Below are 18,624 nucleotides of genomic sequence, written 5' to 3'. Positions count from 1 at the left end.
GCATCCGAAGATGCTTAAATTAAAATGATTTCATTAGTCTTCTGAGCTTTTAGTAATATCGACTTTAAATAAGTCATTGGTTTTTAGCCAACAGAAAGTAACAACGACCAAAGTCATACAACCACCAAAAATAGTTGCTGTAATCGTTCCCAAATATTTTGCCGCCAAACCTGATTCAAATGCACCAAGCTCATTACTTGATGAAACGAACATTCCGTTTACAGCCGCAACGCGACCACGCATATTTTCTGGCGGGAAAATTTGCAAAATAGTTTGTCTAACTACAACCGAAATACTGTCACAAGCGCCTGTCATCGCCAGTGCAAATAGAGATAACCACATATTTTTCGAGAAGGCGAATAAAATAGTGAATACTCCAAAACCGGCTACGGCAAGTAACATGTTACGCCATGCATGCTGAGTTGGCGGGAATCGAGTCAAAGCAATCATAGTAACGAGAGCACCAATAGAAGGCGCCGCACGCAAATATCCAAGTCCTTCTGGACCAACTTTTAAGATATCTTCTGCGAAAATTGGTAATAACGCGATGACTCCACCAAATAAAACAGAAGCTAAATCAAGAGAAATTGCCCAAAGAACAATTTTGGTTTTCCAGATAAAACGGAAACCATCTCCTAAACTTTCTAAAACATTCGCAGTTTCAATTTTAGGGAAACTACGCTTATGCAATAGGTTAATTAAGATAAAACAAATACCAAGTAAAACAGCAACACTAAATAGACTTGTTTCTCGGCCTAAATAGGCAAGCATGAAACCACCAAGCATTGGCCCGATAATTACACCACTTTGCCAACCGATCGTCGTCCATGTTGCACCATTTGCATACAGTTCACGAGGAATCAAAAATGGTTTTAAAGACGTTGCAGAGGGATTATAAAACCCACGTATAGTACCTAATCCAAAAATGACTGCATAAATACCCCAAGAAAGGAAATTTACGCTGATATGACCTAAACCATGTAGATGGAACAGTGACCACAGAACTAAAGGGAGAGGAACCGAGAAAAATAAACAGATTTTCATAATAATCTGTTTATTAAATCTATCTGCAAAATAGCCACCCCAAAGGGAAAGGGTAATAAAAGGAATGGCTTCTGCGAGTCCAATTAAACCTAGAGTCAGAGGGTCTTTGGTGATTCGATAGAGTGAGTAAGCAACAATAATTTCTTGAATCAGAATTGCTAAAGTTAAGCAAAATTGATTAATCGTAACGATTGAGAAATCTCTGTAGCGTAAGGCAGCAAATGCATCGTGTTTCTGCATTAGGAATATCGTATGTTGATAATTTGATCATATTATAAATGGAAAAAAGGACAACTACTTTATTTATTATTGGTATCGCTGCCACAGTTAAAATCGAAAAGTCTTTCTTTGCACCCATAAAAACAGTAACTAATAGTTTTAATTTTAGTCAGCATGCTATAAAATACGCGCTTCCTTACCTGCAGGTCGATTTTGCAATGGTGCAATCGCGCCGAACAGGTGCCTAAAAGAGGTTACTATGGCTAAGTTAAAAACTCGCCGTGGTGCAGCTAAACGCTTCAAAGCGACTGCAAACGGTTTTAAGCGTAAACAAGCGTTCAAGCGCCACATCTTGACCAAAAAATCTGCTAAACGTATCCGTCAATTACGCGGCTGTGTAATGGTTCATGTTTCTGACATGAATTCAGTTCGTCGTATGTGCCCATACATCTAAGGAGATTATAAATGGCTCGTGTAAAACGTGGTGTAGTGGCTCATCGTCGTCACAAAAAAATTCTTGCTCGCGCTAAAGGTTACTATGGTGCTCGTTCACGCGTTTACCGCGTAGCGTTCCAAGCGGTAATCAAAGCTGGTCAATACGCTTACCGTGACCGCCGTCAAAAGAAACGTCAATTCCGTGCTCTATGGATTGCGCGTATCAATGCTGGTGCTCGTCAAAACGGTTTGTCTTACAGCCGTATGATCGATGGCTTGAAAAAAGCTCAAGTGATCATCGACCGTCGCGTATTAGCTGACATCGCTATGCATGATGCAGTAGCATTTGCTGCTTTAGCTGAAAAAGCTAAAGGCGCATTAGCTGCATAAGCTTAGAGATTCAAAAAAAGACCGCTTTTTAGCGGTCTTTTTTATTATCAGGAATATTATATTTTTCAGATAGTGTCGTAGACAGCTCTTGTACTCTAGAATTAGCTTGTGTGCATTGTTGTTTTAAGTCCATATTAATTGCATTTAAAGCGGTATTTGTTAATTCATTCTGAAAATATTGCATACATATTTGATTACGTTCTAAATAAAGTTTCTTTAAAGATAGGCCTTGTTCTGTTTTAATGTCTAACTGCGCTAGATTTATATTATTTTCTTTTAATAGACTAATTCTCATTTCATTAAGTTCTTGTTTAAGTTTTTTTGTTTTATCCAATTGCTTTTGTAATAATTCAAAATTTTCTTTTATTAATTGTGTTTTATTATTAAGCGGTGAAAATATAAAATCGTTAATTCTGGAGTTATTTTCAGACCATTGTTGAGCTAAGGCTGAATACTGGGGGTGCTCTTGATTTTCAATGGACTGTAATTGTTTTAATTCTTGTTGAATCTGACTCAGTGTAAATTCTATTACAGGGAAATTAATGGAACTTTTTTCTTGGTTTGAAATAGTTTGTTGTGCATATGCGTTAATGGAACATAATGCAATGAGCGTTAGGAGTAATCTTTTATATATCATTTTCATATATTCCTGTGGTTAAAGCCCAAAATAATAAGCCAGAGCACAAATAATAATCGTTAGAATAATCAGCTTAATAACGCCTGAACCAGTGCTTTTATGATGATGAGATTTCAAATGTTGTGGATTTTCATTTGATTGCTCGAATGGGGAGGCTTTAATTACAGGTACAATCTGAGCTGTTTGGTAGTGATTTGCAGTCTTAACAATAAGTTTGGCAAACAAATCATCAGTTTTTTGCGTAAAGTTTCTTAAATTGATGAGTTGCTCTTGGTCTAGCTCGTCTCCTAAAGGATCATTTGCAATATGTTTCTTTTGTTCTAAATAGTCGGTTAATGCTTGAGTACGAGATAAAAGTTGATGAGCATAATCTGCGGGATAACTTTCAGGAATTAATGCAAGTTTTTGCTCTAAGCTTTTAATATTTGTACCATCAAAAAGAACATTTTGAAGTTCTGGTTCTTCAAAGCCTGCTGCATATTTACTACGAAATAATTCACTATCCATAAAGTCGGCTATTTCTTGCCATGGCGGATTTTTTAAATCAGCTTCAATTTTTTTTGATAATTTTTCATTGAGCTCAAAACGCCAGAAAGTTTCTAAACGAAGCTCACAGGTTTGTGAGGCAGGGGCTTCAAACTCATTATCATTGTTATACCATTCGGCAAGCTCATGGCCAAAAATCCAAGCAAATTTCTTATCATTTTGATGACTCACAATAAAATGAGTATAAGGTAGGAGCTCGACATTACTGTTTGGATTTTGCTCTTCATTGAGAAGGCTTGATAAATGTAAGCTGAGCTTTGAGGTACCTTGTTTTTTTAATGCTTCTAGCCAGACTTGGAAGTGTTGAGCCAATAAATGTTGAGAAGTTAAGTCACGAAACTGAAAACTATGATGGTCGAAAATATGATGTTGTCGCCATTGGTTAAAGCTTAAATTCTGACGGAGGTATTCATTACCGTATGTCACAAGCGTAAGTTGTTGTTTCCAAATCTGATTAAGCGCCATAATAGTTGATCTCATTGACGATGCTATTATCTTATACGTTTTATCTTTTTGTTGCCTAATACATTTTTCATGATGGATAAACTTCATCAATTCGATGAAAAACTGTTAGAATGCAGTGTTTTATTATATTTTTTAAATTTGTTGCTTTGAGAGTTAATATGTCACTGGAAGCCCTGACCACAGAAGCGCTTGCTGCCATTGCAGCAGCTCAAGACCTTGTTGCACTTGATCAGGTGCGTGTGCAATTTACAGGGAAAAAAAGCCAGCTTGCAGAACAATCGAAAGCATTAGGGAAAATGGACCCTGAAGAACGCAAAGTACAAGGTGCTGCGATTCATGCTGTTCGAGAAACAATTAATACTGCATTAACAGAACGTCAAACTGCATTACAACAGGCTGCACTTGCGCAAAAGCTAGCAAGTGAAACGATTGATATTACATTGCCGGGCCGTGGTCAACGTATTGGTACAGTCCATCCTGTTACTCAGGTACAAGAGCGAATTTGTCAGTTCTTCACTAAAGCTGGTTTTACAGTGGCGACTGGTCCAGAAGTTGAAGATGACTATCACAATTTTGAAGCATTAAATATTCCTGGTCACCATCCAGCACGTGCTATGCACGATACATTCTACTTTGATGCCACTCACTTACTACGTACGCATACCTCTGGGGTGCAGATTCGTACAATGGAAACAAGTGAGCCACCAATTCGTATCGTGTGTCCAGGCCGTGTTTACCGTTGTGATTCAGATCAAACGCATTCACCTATGTTCCATCAGATTGAAGGTTTATACGTTGCTGAGAACACCAGCTTTGCTGAATTAAAAGGTTTATTGATTAACCTGCTTAATGAATTTTTTGAGAAAGATTTAAAAGTACGTTTCCGCCCATCATATTTCCCATTTACAGAGCCTAGTGCAGAAGTAGATATCATGGATGAGCGTGGACGTTGGTTAGAAGTATTAGGCTGTGGCATGGTACATCCAAATGTATTGCGTGCTGCGGGTATTGATCCTGATAAATACAAAGGCTTTGCTTTTGGTTTAGGGGTAGAGCGTTTTGCAATGTTGCGTTATGGCATTAATGATTTGCGTATGTTCTATCAAAATGATGTGCGTTTCTTACGCCAATTTGCCTAACAGTTTTTCAGGATTAAAAAAGGTTTATAAAGATGAAGATTAGCGAAAATTGGCTACGCACATGGGTTAACCCAGCAATTGATAGTGAGACATTGTCTGATCAGCTAACTATGCTTGGTCTTGAAGTTGATGAACTTGCACCTGTTGCCAAGCCATTTATTGGTGTTGTGGTCGGCGAAGTTTTAACAGTTGAGCAACACCCTGATGCAGACCGTCTGCGTGTAACAACAGTTAATATTGGTTCGGATGAGCCTTTACAAATTGTTTGTGGAGCACCGAATGTTCGCGCTGGCATGAAAGCGCCTGTGGCAACTATTGGCGCTGTGTTACCGGGTGATTTCAAAATCAAAAAAGGTAAACTTCGTGGAGTTGAGTCACAAGGCATGCTTTGTGGAGCTTCTGAAATTGATCTTGAAGATAAAATCGATGGTTTGCTTGAGTTACCTGCCGATGCTCCAGTAGGGGTAAACATCCGTGAATACTTAAAACTCGATGATAATGTCATCGATATCAGTATTACACCAAACCGTGGTGACTGTTTCAGTATCCGTGGTATCGCCCGTGAGATTGCAGTAATTAACCAACTGCAAATGAATGAGGCTGAAATCAAATCAGTTGATGCAACAGCTGCTGATGAAAAAGAAGTTGTGATTAGCACTGATGGTGCTCCACGCTACTTAGGACGTGTAGTTAAAAACGTTAATGTAAAAGCTGCAACACCAGAGTGGATGGAGCAGGCTTTAGCTCGTTCAGGAATTCGCACGCACAGTATTTTGGTTGATGTGACGAACTATGTCCTTATGGAACTGGGTCAGCCAATGCATGCTTTCGATTTAGCTAAAATCGAAGGAACTGTACATGTGCGTCAAGCTCAGCCACAAGAAAAGCTACAACTTCTTAATGATCAAGAAGTTGAGTTGCAAGAAGATATAATGGTTATTGCGGATGACCAGAAAGCTTTGGCAATCGCCGGAATTATGGGTGGTTTAGCATCTAGTGTAACCGATGATACAACTGACATTTTCTTAGAAAGTGCTTTCTTTGCGCCACTTGCTATTGCTGGACGTGCTCGCCGTTTTGGTTTACACACAGATTCTTCGCAGCGTTATGAACGCGGTGTGGATTTTGAATTACCATTAATTGCGATGAACCGTGCTTCTCAGCTTATTCAAGAGTTAGCAGGCGGTGAGTTTGGTCCAATTACTGTAGCTGAAAAAACTGATCTACTTCCTAAACGTGAAGCAATTGATCTTAAACAGACTCAGGTAGACCAATTGTTGGGATATCAAGTCGCTGGTGAGTTTATTGCGGATGCTTTAACTCGACTAGGCTGTGAGGTAACTGTTAAAGCTGAAGGTGAGTGGAGTGTAGTCCCTCCGTCACATCGCTATGACATGGCTATTTACCAAGACTTAATTGAAGAAGTAGCGCGTATAGATGGTTATGACAATATCCAAATTAGTTTACCAAGCATGGATGTTCAATTAGCTAAATATCAAGACCGCTTTGAAATTGCAGAGTTACGTCAAACTATCGTAAGTTTAGGTTATCAAGAAGCAATTAGCTTTAGTTTTGCCGATGCAAAACTTGAAAAGCAATTAAACCCGAAAGTAAATCCATTAATGCTGGCAAATCCAATTTCAAGTGATTTGGCTGCAATGCGTAGTACTCTACTTTCAAGTTTAATCCCTTGCGTACAATATAATCTCAACCGCCAGCAAAGCCGTGTTCGCTTCTTTGAATTAGGGCTACGTTTTGATTATCAAAATGCTAAAAGTATTGAAGATCTAAAACAGATTCCAACTTTAGCTTTGGTTGCAGTTGGCTCACAACAACCAGAATCTTGGCATGTTAAGCCTCAGCCAATGGATTTCTTCGACTTCAAAGGAGAGATTGAAGAGATTTTAGCTGCTGGTCGTGTCAAAGTTGAATATGTACGTTCTGAGCGTTCATGGTTGCACCCAGGGCAATCAGCTGAAATTTTAGTTGATGGACAATCAATTGGTTACTTAGGCCGTCTGCATCCATCTTTAGAAAATGAGCTAGATTTGAGCACGACTTGGGTAGCTGAACTTGATCAAACAGCTGTTTTGCAATCTTATGTATCTAATTTTACAGAATTATCACGTTTTCCTTCGATCAGACGTGATATTGCGCTTTTAATCTCTGATAATATAAATGTTAGAGATATTCAGCAGTTAATCGAAAAAACTGGTGGAGAGCTTTTAGACTCTACATGGTTATTCGATGTGTATACGGGGCAGGGTGTCGAAGAAGGTAAGCGCTCATTAGCGTTTGCGTTATTATGGCAACATCCTTCACGTACGCTTGAAGATGCTGAAATTAAATCTGGTATGGACAATATAATCCAAGTGTTGGAAAACACTTATCAAGCGACATTGAGGGCCTCATGACAGCATTAACTAAAGCAGACATGGCTGATCATTTAAGTGAGTTAACCAGCTTAAATCGCCGTGAAGCAAAACAAATGGTCGAGTTGTTCTTCGACGAAATTAGCCAAGCGCTTATTGCAGGAGAGCAAGTTAAGCTTTCTGGTTTTGGTAATTTTGAATTAAGAGATAAACGCGAACGCCCAGGACGTAATCCTAAAACAGGCGAGGAAATTCCAATTTCTGCACGCCGTGTAGTTACCTTCAGAGCGGGTCAGAAGTTTAGACAACGCGTTGGAAATGAGCAGATCGATTGATCTGCTTTTTTTTATTTATAATTTCAAATAAACCTAGAATAAATTTTGCTTATTATTAGAAAAGTATGGTTAGTCATTCATACATAAAATTTAGGGATAAAAAAAGAGGACAAAAGTCCTCTTTTTTTATCTAATCTAAAATATAGATTAGTGTGCAGCAGAAGCAGCAGCTTCAGAAGCAGCAGGTGCAGAAGCAGCAGCAGCAGAAGCAGCTTCAGATGCAGCAGCATCAACAGCTTGAGAAGCAGCAGTAGAAGCTTCAGAAGCAGCAGCAGTAGCTTCAGAAGCAGCAGCTACAGCTTCAGAAGCAGCAGCAGGAGCTTCTTCTTTCTTAGAACAACCAACGAAAGCTAAAGTAGCAGCAACGGCAGCAGCAACAGCAAATTTTTTGAATAACATGGCATCACTCTCACAAAAAAGATTTGAGATTAAAAAAACCTAAGTTGGACTGTTTTGCTTTTATTATTCCTAAAACGTAGCTAGGTAACAACGCATGGAGCAGTCTAACTGGTCTGCCGCTATGCTATCACTGCAAATGTTGAAATACTACTGCCGCCTATCAAAAAAACGTATGAAAAAGAGAAAAACAGACTGTTTTTTAACAGAAAAAAACAATTAACTAGCTCGGGTATATTGGAAAAGGTAGAGGTAAGCTACTAAAAAAACTGAGATTTTTTATGTAAAAATATTTATTATCAAAAACTTATAAATAATTTTACATAAAAATGAGCGAAATGTATTTTTGTGTAAAGCTTGTCAACCAAATAAAAAAGCCACTCAAAAGAGTGGCTTTTTTATTAAAGCTTTGATCAATTAAGTTGAAGCTTTGCGCTTCATTTGATCAAAGAAATCATCATTTGTTTTGGTTTCTTTCATACGGTCAAGTAAGAATTCCATTGCGGCCAACTCATCCATAGGGTGAAGGAGCTTACGGAGGATCCATACTTTACGTAATTTATCATCATCCATTAAACGCTCTTCACGACGTGTGCCAGATTTTTTGATGTTCATAGCAGGGAAGACACGTTTTTCAGCAATACGGCGATCAAGCGTAATCTCTTGGTTACCTGTACCTTTGAATTCTTCATAAATTACATCATCCATTTTACTGCCGGTTTCAATCAAAGCAGTTGAGATGATCGTAAGTGAGCCACCTTCTTCGATATTACGTGCAGCACCGAAGAAACGTTTAGGGCGCTCTAATGCATGAGCATCTACACCACCAGTTAATACTTTACCTGATGACGGAATAACAGTGTTATAAGCACGTGCAAGACGGGTAATAGAGTCAAGAAGAATCACAACATCTTTTTTATGTTCAACAAGACGTTTTGCTTTTTCAATGACCATTTCTGCAACTTGTACATGGCGAGCTGGAGCTTCATCAAATGTTGACGCAATAACTTCACCGCGAACAGTACGCTCCATTTCGGTTACTTCTTCTGGGCGTTCGTCAATTAGTAGAACGATCAAGAATACTTCTGGATTGTTTCTAACAATCGATTGAGCAATATTTTGAAGTAACATTGTTTTACCCGCTTTTGGCGGTGCAACAATAATAGAACGTTGGCCTTTACCAATTGGCGCAACTAAATCAACTACACGAGCAGTTAAATCTTCTGTCGTACCATTACCTAATTCCATAACCAATTGTTCGGTTGGGAAAAGGGGAGTTAAGTTTTCAAATAAAATTTTATTTCGAGAATTTTCTGGCGTGTCGTAGTTAATTTGGTTAACTTTGAGCAACGCAAAATAACGCTCACCTTCTTTTGGAGGGCGAATAGTACCTGTGATGGTATCACCTGTACGCAAGTTAAAGCGTCGGATTTGTGAAGGACTCACATAAATATCATCCGGACCTGCTAAATACGAACCTGCGGCAGAGCGCAAAAAACCAAAACCATCAGAGAGAATTTCGAGAACGCCATCACCAAAAATTTCTTCGCCATTCATCGCATGGCGTTTCAAAATGGCAAAGATAATATCTTGCTTTCTGTTACGAGCCATACCTTCCAGGCCCATAAATTCAGCAATTTTAATTAGTTCGCCGATTGGTTTTTTCTTGAGTTCAGTTAAATTCATAAGGGTCAGAATTAGGAAAGAGTAGAGTGTGGTTTAAAAAGAAGAAAAATCGCTCGCATACAAAAAAGATTATCGCAATTGTATTTACACAATAACAATTCAGAAGTCTGATTAATTGTTTCGAAGAGAAATGTGAAAAAACAATTTCTGTTGCCGAGTGGCGATCTTTATGTTTGTGTCTTGTAAGAAGCCGGACGAAGATGATTCCCTTCAGTGCCTCTTGAGCATGCAATATAAGCCAGCCTAGCTAATTTGTCAATTTATAGCCGAAAAAAATACGCTATAAAAAAGTATAGCGTATTTTCTTTTTTAGCATTTTGGCTTAAACGTTTTCATCAATAAAGCTAACAAGTTTCGAGCGAGGTACAGCACCAATTTGTTGAGCTACAACTTCACCATTTTTGAAAAGTAATAAAGCAGGAATATTGCGGATGTTGTATTTCACTGCAGTATCTTCGCAAGAAGTCACGTCAACTTTAACAATTTTTACTTTACCAGCATATTCGCTTGATAAGTCTTCAAGAACAGGTGCGATCGCTTTACAAGGTGCACACCATCCTGCCCAGAAGTCTACAAGTACAGGTGTTTCAGAATCTAAAACATCTGCTTGGAAGTTATCATCAGTTGTATTTACAATAGTCGCAGACATGGTACGGCTCCAATTTTTAGAAAAAAGTGCTATTACAGGAGAAAATTATCTCTATCAGTATTACATAGCTACTTAGTTCAATGTAAGGGTTTGATGCTATTATTCAAGGCTTATCTAAATTTGTCTAATGGATGCTCACGATATTCATCATCGACTTGTACAATCAACTTATAAATAGAAAAATTTAAATCACAGCTAATTGTTGATGAAAATGGCTTTTCAATTGCATTCTTGTGAATTACTCTAGGCGTGAATTGTTATGGGTTTAGTTCAATAATGTCTGACTTTCTGATTGATGAAGAATTACTTGCCGCCATAGATATGGGGTCGAACAGTTTTCACCTTGCAATTGCACGGGTAGACCATGGTGAAGTTAAAAAAGTTGCTTCGATGTCAGAAAAAGTACAGCTTGCAGCTGGTTTAGATGAGAATAAAAACTTAACAGAAGCGGCTCAGCAGCGTGGTTTAGCATGTTTAGCACGTTTTGTTGGAAGACTAAGTTCTGTTCAACCGAATCGCTTACGAATTGTGGCAACCAATGCTTTGCGTCAGGCAAAAAATGGTCATGAATTTATCCAAAAAGCAGCAGAGATTTTGCCTAAACCTATTGAGATTATTGCTGGGCGAGAAGAAGCGCGTCTGATTTATCTCGGTGTATCGCATACTATGGCAAATGGTGGTCGACGTTTAGTTGTAGATATTGGTGGTGGTTCTACTGAGTTCATTATTGGCGAAGAGTTCGAACCTATTTATACAGAGTCATTGCAAATGGGATGTGTGGCTTATACAAAAGCCTACTTTGCTGATGGTGAAATCACACAAAAAGCCTTTGATAAAGCAGTAGTTGCTGCGCGTAAAGAACTTTCAGCTATTGCAACAACTTATAAAATGGAAGGTTGGGATACTGTAGTTGGTTCTAGTGGAACCATTAAAGCTTGTCGCCAAATCATGGTGAATATGGGCTTGAGTGATGAACAAGAAAATGTCACTCGAGAGGGTTTATATAAACTCAAAGATAAGTTACTTAAGTTTAAAAATATTTCTGAAATTGATTTTGAAGGACTTCGAGAAGACCGACGAGCAGTTTTGCCAGCCGGATTGGCAATTTTGTACGCAGTTTTTGAAGTTTTAGAAATTGATCGTTTGGCATATTCTGATGGTGCATTACGTGAAGGAGTCATGTATGACCTATTAGGTCGTTTTAAACATGAAGACATCCGTGATCGTAGTGTACAGGCTTTAATGGGCCGTTATAATGCAGATCCAAAACAAGCAGAACGAGTTGTGAATACAGCACAACAATTATTTGATAGTGTTGCAGAGTCACTTAATTTAACCAGTGAAGACAGTGACTTACTGCGTCGATCTGCGTATTTGCACGAAATTGGTTTAGCAATTAGTCATGGTGGTTATCACCGTCATGGTGCTTATTTATTGCAGCATTCTGATATTCCAGGCTTCTCACAAATTGATCAAAACCATCTTTCACATTTGGTTGCTCACCACCGTCGTAAATTGCGAAATGATGTAAAAAACGAAATTTTGAAGGCTGGTGGAAATAAATTACTTTATCTATGTTTATTACTTCGCCTAGCAGTTTTACTCAACCATAGTCGAAGTGATCAGATGCTTCCTGCCATTGAACTGACCATCATAAATGATCAACAATGGCAGCTTAGTGTTTCTGGTGATGCCAAACAATGGCCATTGTTAGTTGCCGACTTGCATGATGAGCAAGAGCAGTTTAAGCATTGGGACATTGAATTGAATATTCAGTCGGAAAAATTTATCGATTAAAGGGATAATATTCGACCTATGAAAAAAGCTACTCAGTCCAAAGCGTGGACAACGGTTCAAATTGCACGTCATCCTGATCGTCCGCAGTTTCTAGATTATGTCGGTGAAATCTTTACAGAGTTTGATGCCTTGCATGGTGATCGTTTGTTTGGTGACGATGGTGCGATGGTAGGTGGTCTTGCTCGTTTTGATGGTCAGCCTGTGATGGTTATTGGCCAACACCGTGGTCGTAGTACCCGTGAAAAATTAAAGCACAACTTCGGTATGGCTAACCCAGAAGGTTACCGTAAATCTCAACGCCTATTAGATATGGCTGAACGTTTTAATCTTCCGGTTTTCACATTTATTGATACGATGGGTGCTTACCCGGGTGTTGGTGCTGAAGAGCGTGGACAAGCTGAAGCAATTGCTACGAGTCTTGCTCAACTTTCAAGTTTGAAAGTTCCTGTTGTTGCAACAGTACTCGGTGAAGGCGGTTCTGGTGGTGCTTTAGGTATTGGTGTTGCTGACCGAGTAATCATGTTGTCGCATAGTATTTATTCTGTGATTTCACCAGAAGGCTGTGCATCTATTTTGTGGAAAACTGCTGAAAAAGCAGCTCAAGCAAGCGAAGCTTTAGGTTTGACAGCAGATAAATTACAATCTCTAGGTATTGTTGAATATGTAGTAGATGAAGGTGAAGGGGCTCATTTAGACCCTGAGCAAGTCATGGAAAACCTAAAAGTAGTTTTGAAGCAAGCTTTGGAAGAGTTGCTACCAATGGATGCAAATGAACGATGCGAAGCACGTTATCAACGTTTAATGAAGTTTGGCAGCGAAAATTTAGGCATCACGTCTTAAAACAGGCTCAAGAGTCTTTAGAAAATAATACTTTTCTTATCGGATGTAGTGGCGGCATGGATTCAATGCTGCTGCTATATTTGATGTCTCAAATTTTCCCTCAAAAGATCCGAGTAATTTACATAGATCATCAACTGCAATCAAAAAGTGCAGAGTGGGGGGAACTTGTTGCTAAACAGGCTACGAGTTTAAATATTCCTTATATCATTCAAAAAGTTCAAGTTACTGATGGTAATTTGGAAGCTCAGGCACGTCAGGCGCGTTACCAAGCTTATCTACAACATTTACAAGCCAACGAAATTTTAGTGCTTGCTCATCATCAGCAGGACCAAGCTGAAACAGTGATGTTACGGTTATTATCGGGTGCAGGGGTTGATGGGCTGGCTGCTATGCAGTCTATTGATCATCGCGAAGATATGACAATTTGGCGACCTTTTTTAGATTTAACCCGTGAGCAAATTGTCGAATGGTCTGCTCAGCTTGAGATTGAGTATGTAGTTGACCCTACAAATTATGATATTCATTATGATCGGGCATGGTCGCGTGAAGAACTTTGGCCCTTATTACAAAACCGTTTTCCAAAAATGCAGCAAGCACTTAGTCGTACCAGCTATTTGATGCAAGATGCTTCTGAAATTTTAGAAGAAGTTTTAAAAATTGATTTGCAAAATTGTGGGACGGATGAATGTTTGGATTTAACTCAGCTATTAAAATTATCCTCTGCCCGTCAGCGTCAATTGCTTTCGGTTTGGATGAAAGGTGAGGGACAATATCGGCCTGCATTTGAAATGGTTGAGCGCTTAAAAAATGAAGTAATTGATTCAAAGTCTGATGCACAAGCAGCATTACACTGGAACCAGTTTTACTATGTACGTTATCAACATCATCTTTATAGGTTGAGCAAGCAAGTTTTTCTTGCTGAAAAATTAAACCCAATTGAAACCGAGACAGAGCATTATTTCCAAATGGGGGAAATAGTGGATTGCGCTTCAGGACATTTTCAAATTACACAAAAAAAAATGGGGTTATCTTCATCTTTATTGGCTAAAAAATTAAAAATAATTGGTCGTCAAGGTGGTGAAAAAATCCATTTATATGGTCGCGTTGGGCAATGGCCCTTAAAAAAAGCAATTCAAGAGGCACATATTTTGCCTTGGCTTCGTCATACAATTCAAATATTAGTCGTAGATAATGTTATGCTTGGGGTTTTTACACCGAAAGGATTTTGGTTGGCTCAGTCTCCGTATTGTGAGCAAGGAGGATGGCAACCAGATTTAATTTCTTATTCTTGTAATCTGGTAAATGGCGAATATGGTTATGACAAGTGCAGTAAATAGTAATATCTGTTTTATTGGTGGTGGGAATATGGCCCAAGCTTTGATTGGCGGGCTCATTTCAAGAGGTTTACCGCCAACACGTATTACCGTTTCAGATCCTGTTGAGCAAATCCGCCAATTATTGCAAGAAAAAGAAGTCCATGTGACACAAGATAATGTAGCTGCAATTAAAAATGCTGATGTTGTTGTACTGGCAGTAAAACCACAGGTTTTGGCAACTGTTTTACGTCCTTTAAAGGGTCTATTATCAGATAAATTGGTTATTTCAATTATTGCTGGTGCTGAAATCCAAACGATATCAAACTTAATTGATAGCAATCGAGTTGTTCGAGTTATGCCAAATACGCCAGCTCTAGTTCAGACGGGTGCGCATGGTATTTATGCAAATGAGATAGTTGGTACTTCGGATCGTGAATTAACAAGTCAGATTTTAGCAGCCACAGGCTTAACAATTTGGGTAAACTCCGAAGCTCAAATTGATGCGGTAACAGCGGTTTCTGGCTCAGGTCCTGCATATTTCTTTTATCTGATGGAAAGTATGATCCGTGCGGGTAAAAATTTAGGACTTGATGAAAAAGTTGCAACTGCGTTGACTCTTCAAACGGCATTAGGTGCAGCTCAAATGGCAATTACTAGTTCAAATACTCCTTCTGAACTTCGTAAGAATGTGACATCGCCAAATGGCACAACTCAAGCTGCACTTGAAGTTTTTGACCGTGCACAAATCTCCCAAAATATTCAATCTGCATTGGCTGCTGCACAGAAGCGTAGTCAAGAATTGGCTCAAGAATTGAGTGACAGTGCGAAATAGCTTAAATAGGATAAGACAACTATGGGTGCAAATTCTGCGCTAATTTTTGGAATTTTAATTAATGTCGCGATTTTATTGGTCTTTTTCCGTTTTTTAATGCAATTGGCGGCAGTAAGTCCTTATAATCCTGTGGTTTTATCGACTGTAAAGGCGACTAAAATTGTTGATATTTTTGGCCGAATTTTTCCGACGGTCGCAAAAGGCCGATTTAATTTGGCTGCGTTGGTTCTTTTAATTATTTTATATTTACTGAAAATTTTCGGTGTGATGTATCTTTCTGGTTCTATGCCAAATAGTCCAGTTCACTTAGTGATTCTGACATTTGTGACGATGATTCAAGATTTGATTCGTTTCTGCCGTTATTTAATTTTTGCAACAATCATTTTGAGTTGGGTGGTGATGTTCACTCAATCGCGTTCACCTTATATTGAAGTAATTCAAGATTTAGCTGAACCATTACTTGCACCATTCCGTCGTATATTACCTAATATGGGAATGATTGACCTATCTCCAATTTTAGCATTTTTGGCGCTTTATATTGCCGAGATTTTAATGAATGAAGTGGCTAAAGTTCTTTTAACTGGACTTTAAGTTAACGCAAGAAAAAAGGGCTGTATTTCACAGCCCTTTTTTTATTTCTGCTAATTAATGGGCGTCATCCCAGTTTTGCCCTTGCCCAACTTCAACAACTAAAGGCACAGAAATTCTTACTACTGATTCCATGACACTTGCGATTTGTTTTGAGAGTTCTTCGGCAATATTTTGATCTGCTTCAAATACTAATTCATCGTGTACTTGAAGAAGTAACTTAGCTTGATCTTTTGGCAAGATTTTATCAACCTCAATCATTGCAAGTTTAATGATATCAGCCGCACTACCTTGTAACGGTGCATTGATCGCAGCACGTTCAGCAGCTTTACGTACCATTACATTTCGGGCATCAATATCAGGCGTATAAAGGCGACGACCTAAAATGGTTTCAACAAAGCCTTGCTCTGATGCAACTTGACGTGTGCGTTGCATATATTCATAGATACCAGGGTAACGTTGGAAATATTGCTTAATATAGTTTTGCGATTCTTGACGTGTGAAACCTAACTGACGAATTAAACCAAACTCAGACATACCATACAGTAGGCCAAAGTTAACTGCTTTCGCTTGACGGCGTTGGTCATTGGTCACATCTTCAATTGCAATACCCAATACCTCGGCAGCAGTACGACGGTGAACATCTTGTCCATGCTGGAATGCATGTACTAAAGCATCATCTTGAGAAAAATGTGCCATTAAACGTAATTCAATTTGCGAGTAATCGGCAGCCAATAGTACTCGGCCTTCGGGTGCAATGAATGCTTTACGAATTTGACGACCAATTTGTCTACGAATTGGAATATTTTGTAAATTAGGATCAGAAGAGGAGAGGCGGCCTGTTGCTGTGAGTGCTTGATGATAACTCGTATGTACACGATGCGTATCGTTATGAGATTGCTCAACTAGACGATCTGTATAGGTACTTTTTAGCTTTGCTAAACCGCGATGCTCTAGAATAATTTCCGCTAAAGGATGTTCAATTTTTTCTAAAACACTTTCACTGGTGCTGTATTGTCCAGTTGCAGTTTTTTTACCGCCTTTAATTCCTAATTTATCAAATAGTATTTCGCCTACTTGTTTTGGAGATGCAATATTAAAAGTTTCATCTGCAATTTCCATCGCTTGATTTTCAAGCCCTTCCATCGTTTTTGCAAATTCAACGCTTAATTTATCTAAGAAAGCATGATCTAGACGAATACCATCTTCTTCCATACCCGATAAAATACGGGCAACTGGCATTTCGATGTTATATAAAATATTTTCTAGCTCAGGAAATGGCTTAAGTTTGTTTGAAAGCACTTCATACAAACGATAAGTCACATGTGCATCTTCTGCTGCATAGTGAGCAGCAACTTCAATCTCAATTTGATTGAAAGTCTTTTGTTTGGCACCCTTACCCGCAATTTGTTCAAAAGTGGTGGTTAAGTGGCTCAAGTAGACACGAGCTACATCATCCATGCCGTGACGAGTAGCAGCGGCATTTAGTACATAAGATGCCAGCATGCTATCGAAATACCAGCCTTTAAGTTCTATGCCATGATTGGCAAAGATATGGGCATCATATTTAAGGTGATGACCAATTTTTTTAACTGCTTCATTTTCTAGCACAGGCTTAATTTGAGCCAGAATTTGATCACGATCTAGTTGCTGCGGCGCATTTTCATAATTATGCGCTAATGGAACATAGTAGGCATCTTTCGCATCAAATGCGATTGAAAAACCGACCATCTCTGCAATACGATAGTCCAGACTTGTAGTTTCTGTATCAATAGCAAAATGATCGGCATTTTGCATGCATTGCCAGAGCTGATCCCATGCTTCTTGGGTTAAAACAGTGTGATAATTTGCTGTTCCAAGCTGGTCATCTTGACTAGTTAAGCTTGCTTGATCTTCAGTTTCTATAGATTCAGCAGGTTTAACTTCATTTTGAACAACAGTCTGTGAAGCTTGTTGTTTATAGCTCGAGCTATTTGGATTGTTGGGATGATCAAGCGACTGTAACTGATTTCTAAACTCGAGTTCAGTATAGAGATTGCGTAGAGCTTCTACGTTTGGATCGGTAAGCTTTAATTCATGCCAGTCGAGTTCTAAGGGAAGATCACAGACAATGCTAGCTAGCTGATGATCAAGCTTAATATTCTCTAAGTTATCTTTAATATTTTGACTAAGTTTGCCTTTAAGTTGGTCTGCATTGGCAATGATATTGTCTAAAGTGCCATATTCAGTTAGTAACTTAGCTGCTGTTTTTGCACCTACACCAGGCACACCCATGATGCCGTCAGATGCATCGCCCATGAGGGTTAAATAGTCGATAATTTGATTTGGCCAAACCCCAAATTTTTCAAATACACCGTCCGTGTCGAGTACGCGATCTTTAAAGCTATCTTCAAGTTTTACATGATCATTGACGAGCTGAGCCATGTCTTTATCTCCGGTTGAGATAAGTACATGATGGCCTTCGATTACGGCACGTTTAGCGAGCGTACCGATAATGTCATCTGCCTCTGCACCCGGAAGACTATATAAAGGAATTCCTTGCGCTTTAATCAATGCATGCAAATATGGAATCTGTTGAGATAACTCTTCCGGCATGGTTGGGCGATCGCCTTTATAAATAGGTGAAAGCTTATGGCGGAAAGTTGGCTCAGGCGTATCAAAAATGACAGCCATATGTGTTGGTTGCATACGACGCATCAATTTTTGAATGGCAGAAATTGCTCCACGTATTGCATTGGTATGTAACCCTGTAGAGGTCGTCAATGGTGGTAATGCATGATATGCACGAAATAAAAAATAGGACCCATCAACCAAGACAAATGGTGGCATTGAACAATTCCTTAATCTGAATTACGGGTATTTTACGTGAAAACGGCTATGAATGCAGGTTTATGATTTTTGCAGTATTTTGTATGTATAAATATACGCTTGTATTGGC

19 protein-coding genes are annotated in these 18,624 nt (G+C 38.9%); 12 read left to right on the top strand and 7 right to left on the bottom strand.

Going from position 1 to position 18,624, the window contains the following annotated elements; translation table 11 throughout:
* Positions 1–33 precede the first annotated feature (33 nt).
* Positions 34–1,284, bottom strand: a complete 1,251-nt coding sequence (gene nreB, locus HLV59_RS15540; protein WP_171430334.1) for a nickel resistance MFS transporter NreB — start codon at positions 1,282–1,284, stop codon at positions 34–36.
* 38 nt (positions 1,285–1,322) lie between these two features.
* Between nreB and HLV59_RS15535 the strand changes: the two genes are divergently transcribed.
* Genes HLV59_RS15535 through rplT form a run of 3 tightly spaced genes read left to right on the top strand, consistent with a single transcriptional unit; the run spans position 1,323 to position 2,088 of the window.
* A complete protein-coding gene (locus tag HLV59_RS15535; RefSeq protein WP_025470549.1) occupies positions 1,323–1,511 on the top strand; it encodes a hypothetical protein in 189 nt (62 codons plus the stop codon).
* 11 nt (positions 1,512–1,522) lie between these two features.
* Positions 1,523–1,717: a 50S ribosomal protein L35 gene (gene rpmI / locus HLV59_RS15530; protein WP_002054552.1), complete on the top strand. Its 195-nt coding sequence runs from the start codon at positions 1,523–1,525 to the stop codon at positions 1,715–1,717.
* An 11-nt stretch (positions 1,718–1,728) separates the two neighbouring features.
* On the top strand, positions 1,729–2,088 hold the full coding sequence (gene rplT / locus HLV59_RS15525) for a 50S ribosomal protein L20 (RefSeq protein WP_000124858.1): 360 nt from the start codon (positions 1,729–1,731) through the stop codon (positions 2,086–2,088).
* 28 nt (positions 2,089–2,116) lie between these two features.
* Here rplT and HLV59_RS15520 read toward each other — a convergent pair whose 3' ends face one another.
* Positions 2,117–2,731, bottom strand: coding sequence for a hypothetical protein (locus HLV59_RS15520; protein ID WP_228721987.1), 615 nt, complete (start codon positions 2,729–2,731; stop codon positions 2,117–2,119).
* A 12-nt stretch (positions 2,732–2,743) separates the two neighbouring features.
* Complete coding sequence (locus tag HLV59_RS15515) at positions 2,744–3,736, bottom strand: hypothetical protein (protein ID WP_171430665.1); 993 nt, start codon at positions 3,734–3,736, stop codon at positions 2,744–2,746.
* Between the two features lie 158 nt (positions 3,737–3,894).
* Here HLV59_RS15515 and pheS point away from each other — a divergent pair, with 158 nt between their 5' ends.
* Genes pheS through HLV59_RS15500 form a run of 3 tightly spaced genes read left to right on the top strand, consistent with a single transcriptional unit; the run spans position 3,895 to position 7,582 of the window.
* Positions 3,895–4,875, top strand: coding sequence for a phenylalanine--tRNA ligase subunit alpha (gene pheS, locus HLV59_RS15510; RefSeq protein WP_005066295.1), 981 nt, complete (start codon positions 3,895–3,897; stop codon positions 4,873–4,875).
* A 32-nt stretch (positions 4,876–4,907) separates the two neighbouring features.
* Positions 4,908–7,289 carry a phenylalanine--tRNA ligase subunit beta gene (gene pheT / locus HLV59_RS15505; RefSeq protein ID WP_171430333.1) on the top strand — a complete coding sequence of 794 codons (2,382 nt, stop codon included), beginning with the start codon at positions 4,908–4,910 and terminating at the stop codon, positions 7,287–7,289.
* A complete protein-coding gene (locus HLV59_RS15500; RefSeq protein WP_000126166.1) occupies positions 7,286–7,582 on the top strand; it encodes an integration host factor subunit alpha in 297 nt (98 codons plus the stop codon). Before pheT ends, HLV59_RS15500 begins: the two co-directional genes overlap by 4 nt.
* A gap of 147 nt (positions 7,583–7,729) precedes the next feature.
* Here the strand turns inward: HLV59_RS15500 and HLV59_RS15495 are convergent, their stop codons facing one another.
* Entirely contained in the window at positions 7,730–7,981 is a 252-nt protein-coding gene (locus HLV59_RS15495) for a hypothetical protein (protein WP_171430332.1), read from the bottom strand.
* Between the two features lie 94 nt (positions 7,982–8,075).
* Here HLV59_RS15495 and HLV59_RS15490 point away from each other — a divergent pair, with 94 nt between their 5' ends.
* Positions 8,076–8,201 (top strand): hypothetical protein, encoded by a 126-nt coding sequence (locus HLV59_RS15490; RefSeq protein WP_002117184.1) that lies wholly within the window; start codon positions 8,076–8,078, stop codon positions 8,199–8,201.
* A gap of 194 nt (positions 8,202–8,395) precedes the next feature.
* Here the strand turns inward: HLV59_RS15490 and rho are convergent, their stop codons facing one another.
* Positions 8,396–9,664 (bottom strand): transcription termination factor Rho, encoded by a 1,269-nt coding sequence (gene rho, locus HLV59_RS15485; RefSeq protein WP_016144371.1) that lies wholly within the window; start codon positions 9,662–9,664, stop codon positions 8,396–8,398.
* 322 nt (positions 9,665–9,986) lie between these two features.
* A complete protein-coding gene (gene trxA, locus HLV59_RS15480) occupies positions 9,987–10,313 on the bottom strand; it encodes a thioredoxin (protein WP_016142169.1) in 327 nt (108 codons plus the stop codon).
* Between the two features lie 276 nt (positions 10,314–10,589).
* Here trxA and ppx point away from each other — a divergent pair, with 276 nt between their 5' ends.
* The 5 genes from ppx to HLV59_RS15455 are packed head-to-tail and all read left to right on the top strand — an operon-like array spanning position 10,590 to position 15,689.
* Positions 10,590–12,110 carry an exopolyphosphatase gene (ppx, locus tag HLV59_RS15475; protein WP_031947390.1) on the top strand — a complete coding sequence of 507 codons (1,521 nt, stop codon included), beginning with the start codon at positions 10,590–10,592 and terminating at the stop codon, positions 12,108–12,110.
* A gap of 18 nt (positions 12,111–12,128) precedes the next feature.
* Complete coding sequence (locus HLV59_RS15470; RefSeq protein WP_031947391.1) at positions 12,129–12,950, top strand: acetyl-CoA carboxylase carboxyltransferase subunit alpha; 822 nt, start codon at positions 12,129–12,131, stop codon at positions 12,948–12,950.
* Positions 12,951–13,006: 56 nt separating this feature from the next.
* Complete coding sequence (gene tilS, locus HLV59_RS15465) at positions 13,007–14,287, top strand: tRNA lysidine(34) synthetase TilS (RefSeq protein WP_267313498.1); 1,281 nt, start codon at positions 13,007–13,009, stop codon at positions 14,285–14,287.
* On the top strand, positions 14,262–15,098 hold the full coding sequence (gene proC, locus HLV59_RS15460; protein ID WP_080648644.1) for a pyrroline-5-carboxylate reductase: 837 nt from the start codon (positions 14,262–14,264) through the stop codon (positions 15,096–15,098). Before tilS ends, proC begins: the two co-directional genes overlap by 26 nt.
* Before the next feature lie 21 nt (positions 15,099–15,119).
* Positions 15,120–15,689 carry a YggT family protein gene (locus tag HLV59_RS15455; RefSeq protein WP_016142164.1) on the top strand — a complete coding sequence of 190 codons (570 nt, stop codon included), beginning with the start codon at positions 15,120–15,122 and terminating at the stop codon, positions 15,687–15,689.
* 54 nt (positions 15,690–15,743) lie between these two features.
* Here the strand turns inward: HLV59_RS15455 and polA are convergent, their stop codons facing one another.
* Complete coding sequence (gene polA, locus HLV59_RS15450) at positions 15,744–18,515, bottom strand: DNA polymerase I (protein ID WP_171430330.1); 2,772 nt, start codon at positions 18,513–18,515, stop codon at positions 15,744–15,746.
* Between the last annotated feature and the right edge of the window lie 109 nt (positions 18,516–18,624).

The organism is Acinetobacter lactucae (assembly GCF_013122135.1).
Lineage (GTDB): Bacteria > Pseudomonadota > Gammaproteobacteria > Pseudomonadales > Moraxellaceae > Acinetobacter > Acinetobacter lactucae.
Note: the sequence above shows the minus strand (reverse complement) of the source record. Positions and strands in the feature narration are given on the sequence as shown.

Excerpts from the sequence above, each read along its gene's own strand:
- HLV59_RS15515 (WP_171430665.1), bottom strand. The coding sequence starts at position 3,736 with ATGGCGCTTAATCAGATTTGGAAACAACAACTTACGCTTGTGACATAC.
- nreB (WP_171430334.1), bottom strand. The coding sequence starts at position 1,284 with ATGCAGAAACACGATGCATTTGCTGCCTTACGCTACAGAGATTTCTCA.
- HLV59_RS15500 (WP_000126166.1), top strand. The coding sequence starts at position 7,286 with ATGACAGCATTAACTAAAGCAGACATGGCTGATCATTTAAGTGAGTTA.
- HLV59_RS15520 (WP_228721987.1), bottom strand. The coding sequence starts at position 2,731 with ATGAAAATGATATATAAAAGATTACTCCTAACGCTCATTGCATTATGT.
- HLV59_RS15470 (WP_031947391.1), top strand. The coding sequence starts at position 12,129 with ATGAAAAAAGCTACTCAGTCCAAAGCGTGGACAACGGTTCAAATTGCA.
- tilS (WP_267313498.1), top strand. The coding sequence starts at position 13,007 with ATGGATTCAATGCTGCTGCTATATTTGATGTCTCAAATTTTCCCTCAA.
- rho (WP_016144371.1), bottom strand. The coding sequence starts at position 9,664 with ATGAATTTAACTGAACTCAAGAAAAAACCAATCGGCGAACTAATTAAA.
- HLV59_RS15535 (WP_025470549.1), top strand. The coding sequence starts at position 1,323 with ATGGAAAAAAGGACAACTACTTTATTTATTATTGGTATCGCTGCCACA.
- polA (WP_171430330.1), bottom strand. The coding sequence starts at position 18,515 with ATGCCACCATTTGTCTTGGTTGATGGGTCCTATTTTTTATTTCGTGCA.
- trxA (WP_016142169.1), bottom strand. The coding sequence starts at position 10,313 with ATGTCTGCGACTATTGTAAATACAACTGATGATAACTTCCAAGCAGAT.
- HLV59_RS15455 (WP_016142164.1), top strand. The coding sequence starts at position 15,120 with ATGGGTGCAAATTCTGCGCTAATTTTTGGAATTTTAATTAATGTCGCG.
- ppx (WP_031947390.1), top strand. The coding sequence starts at position 10,590 with ATGTCTGACTTTCTGATTGATGAAGAATTACTTGCCGCCATAGATATG.
- rpmI (WP_002054552.1), top strand. The coding sequence starts at position 1,523 with ATGGCTAAGTTAAAAACTCGCCGTGGTGCAGCTAAACGCTTCAAAGCG.
- HLV59_RS15495 (WP_171430332.1), bottom strand. The coding sequence starts at position 7,981 with ATGTTATTCAAAAAATTTGCTGTTGCTGCTGCCGTTGCTGCTACTTTA.
- rplT (WP_000124858.1), top strand. The coding sequence starts at position 1,729 with ATGGCTCGTGTAAAACGTGGTGTAGTGGCTCATCGTCGTCACAAAAAA.
- HLV59_RS15490 (WP_002117184.1), top strand. The coding sequence starts at position 8,076 with ATGGAGCAGTCTAACTGGTCTGCCGCTATGCTATCACTGCAAATGTTG.
- proC (WP_080648644.1), top strand. The coding sequence starts at position 14,262 with ATGGTTATGACAAGTGCAGTAAATAGTAATATCTGTTTTATTGGTGGT.
- pheS (WP_005066295.1), top strand. The coding sequence starts at position 3,895 with ATGTCACTGGAAGCCCTGACCACAGAAGCGCTTGCTGCCATTGCAGCA.
- pheT (WP_171430333.1), top strand. The coding sequence starts at position 4,908 with ATGAAGATTAGCGAAAATTGGCTACGCACATGGGTTAACCCAGCAATT.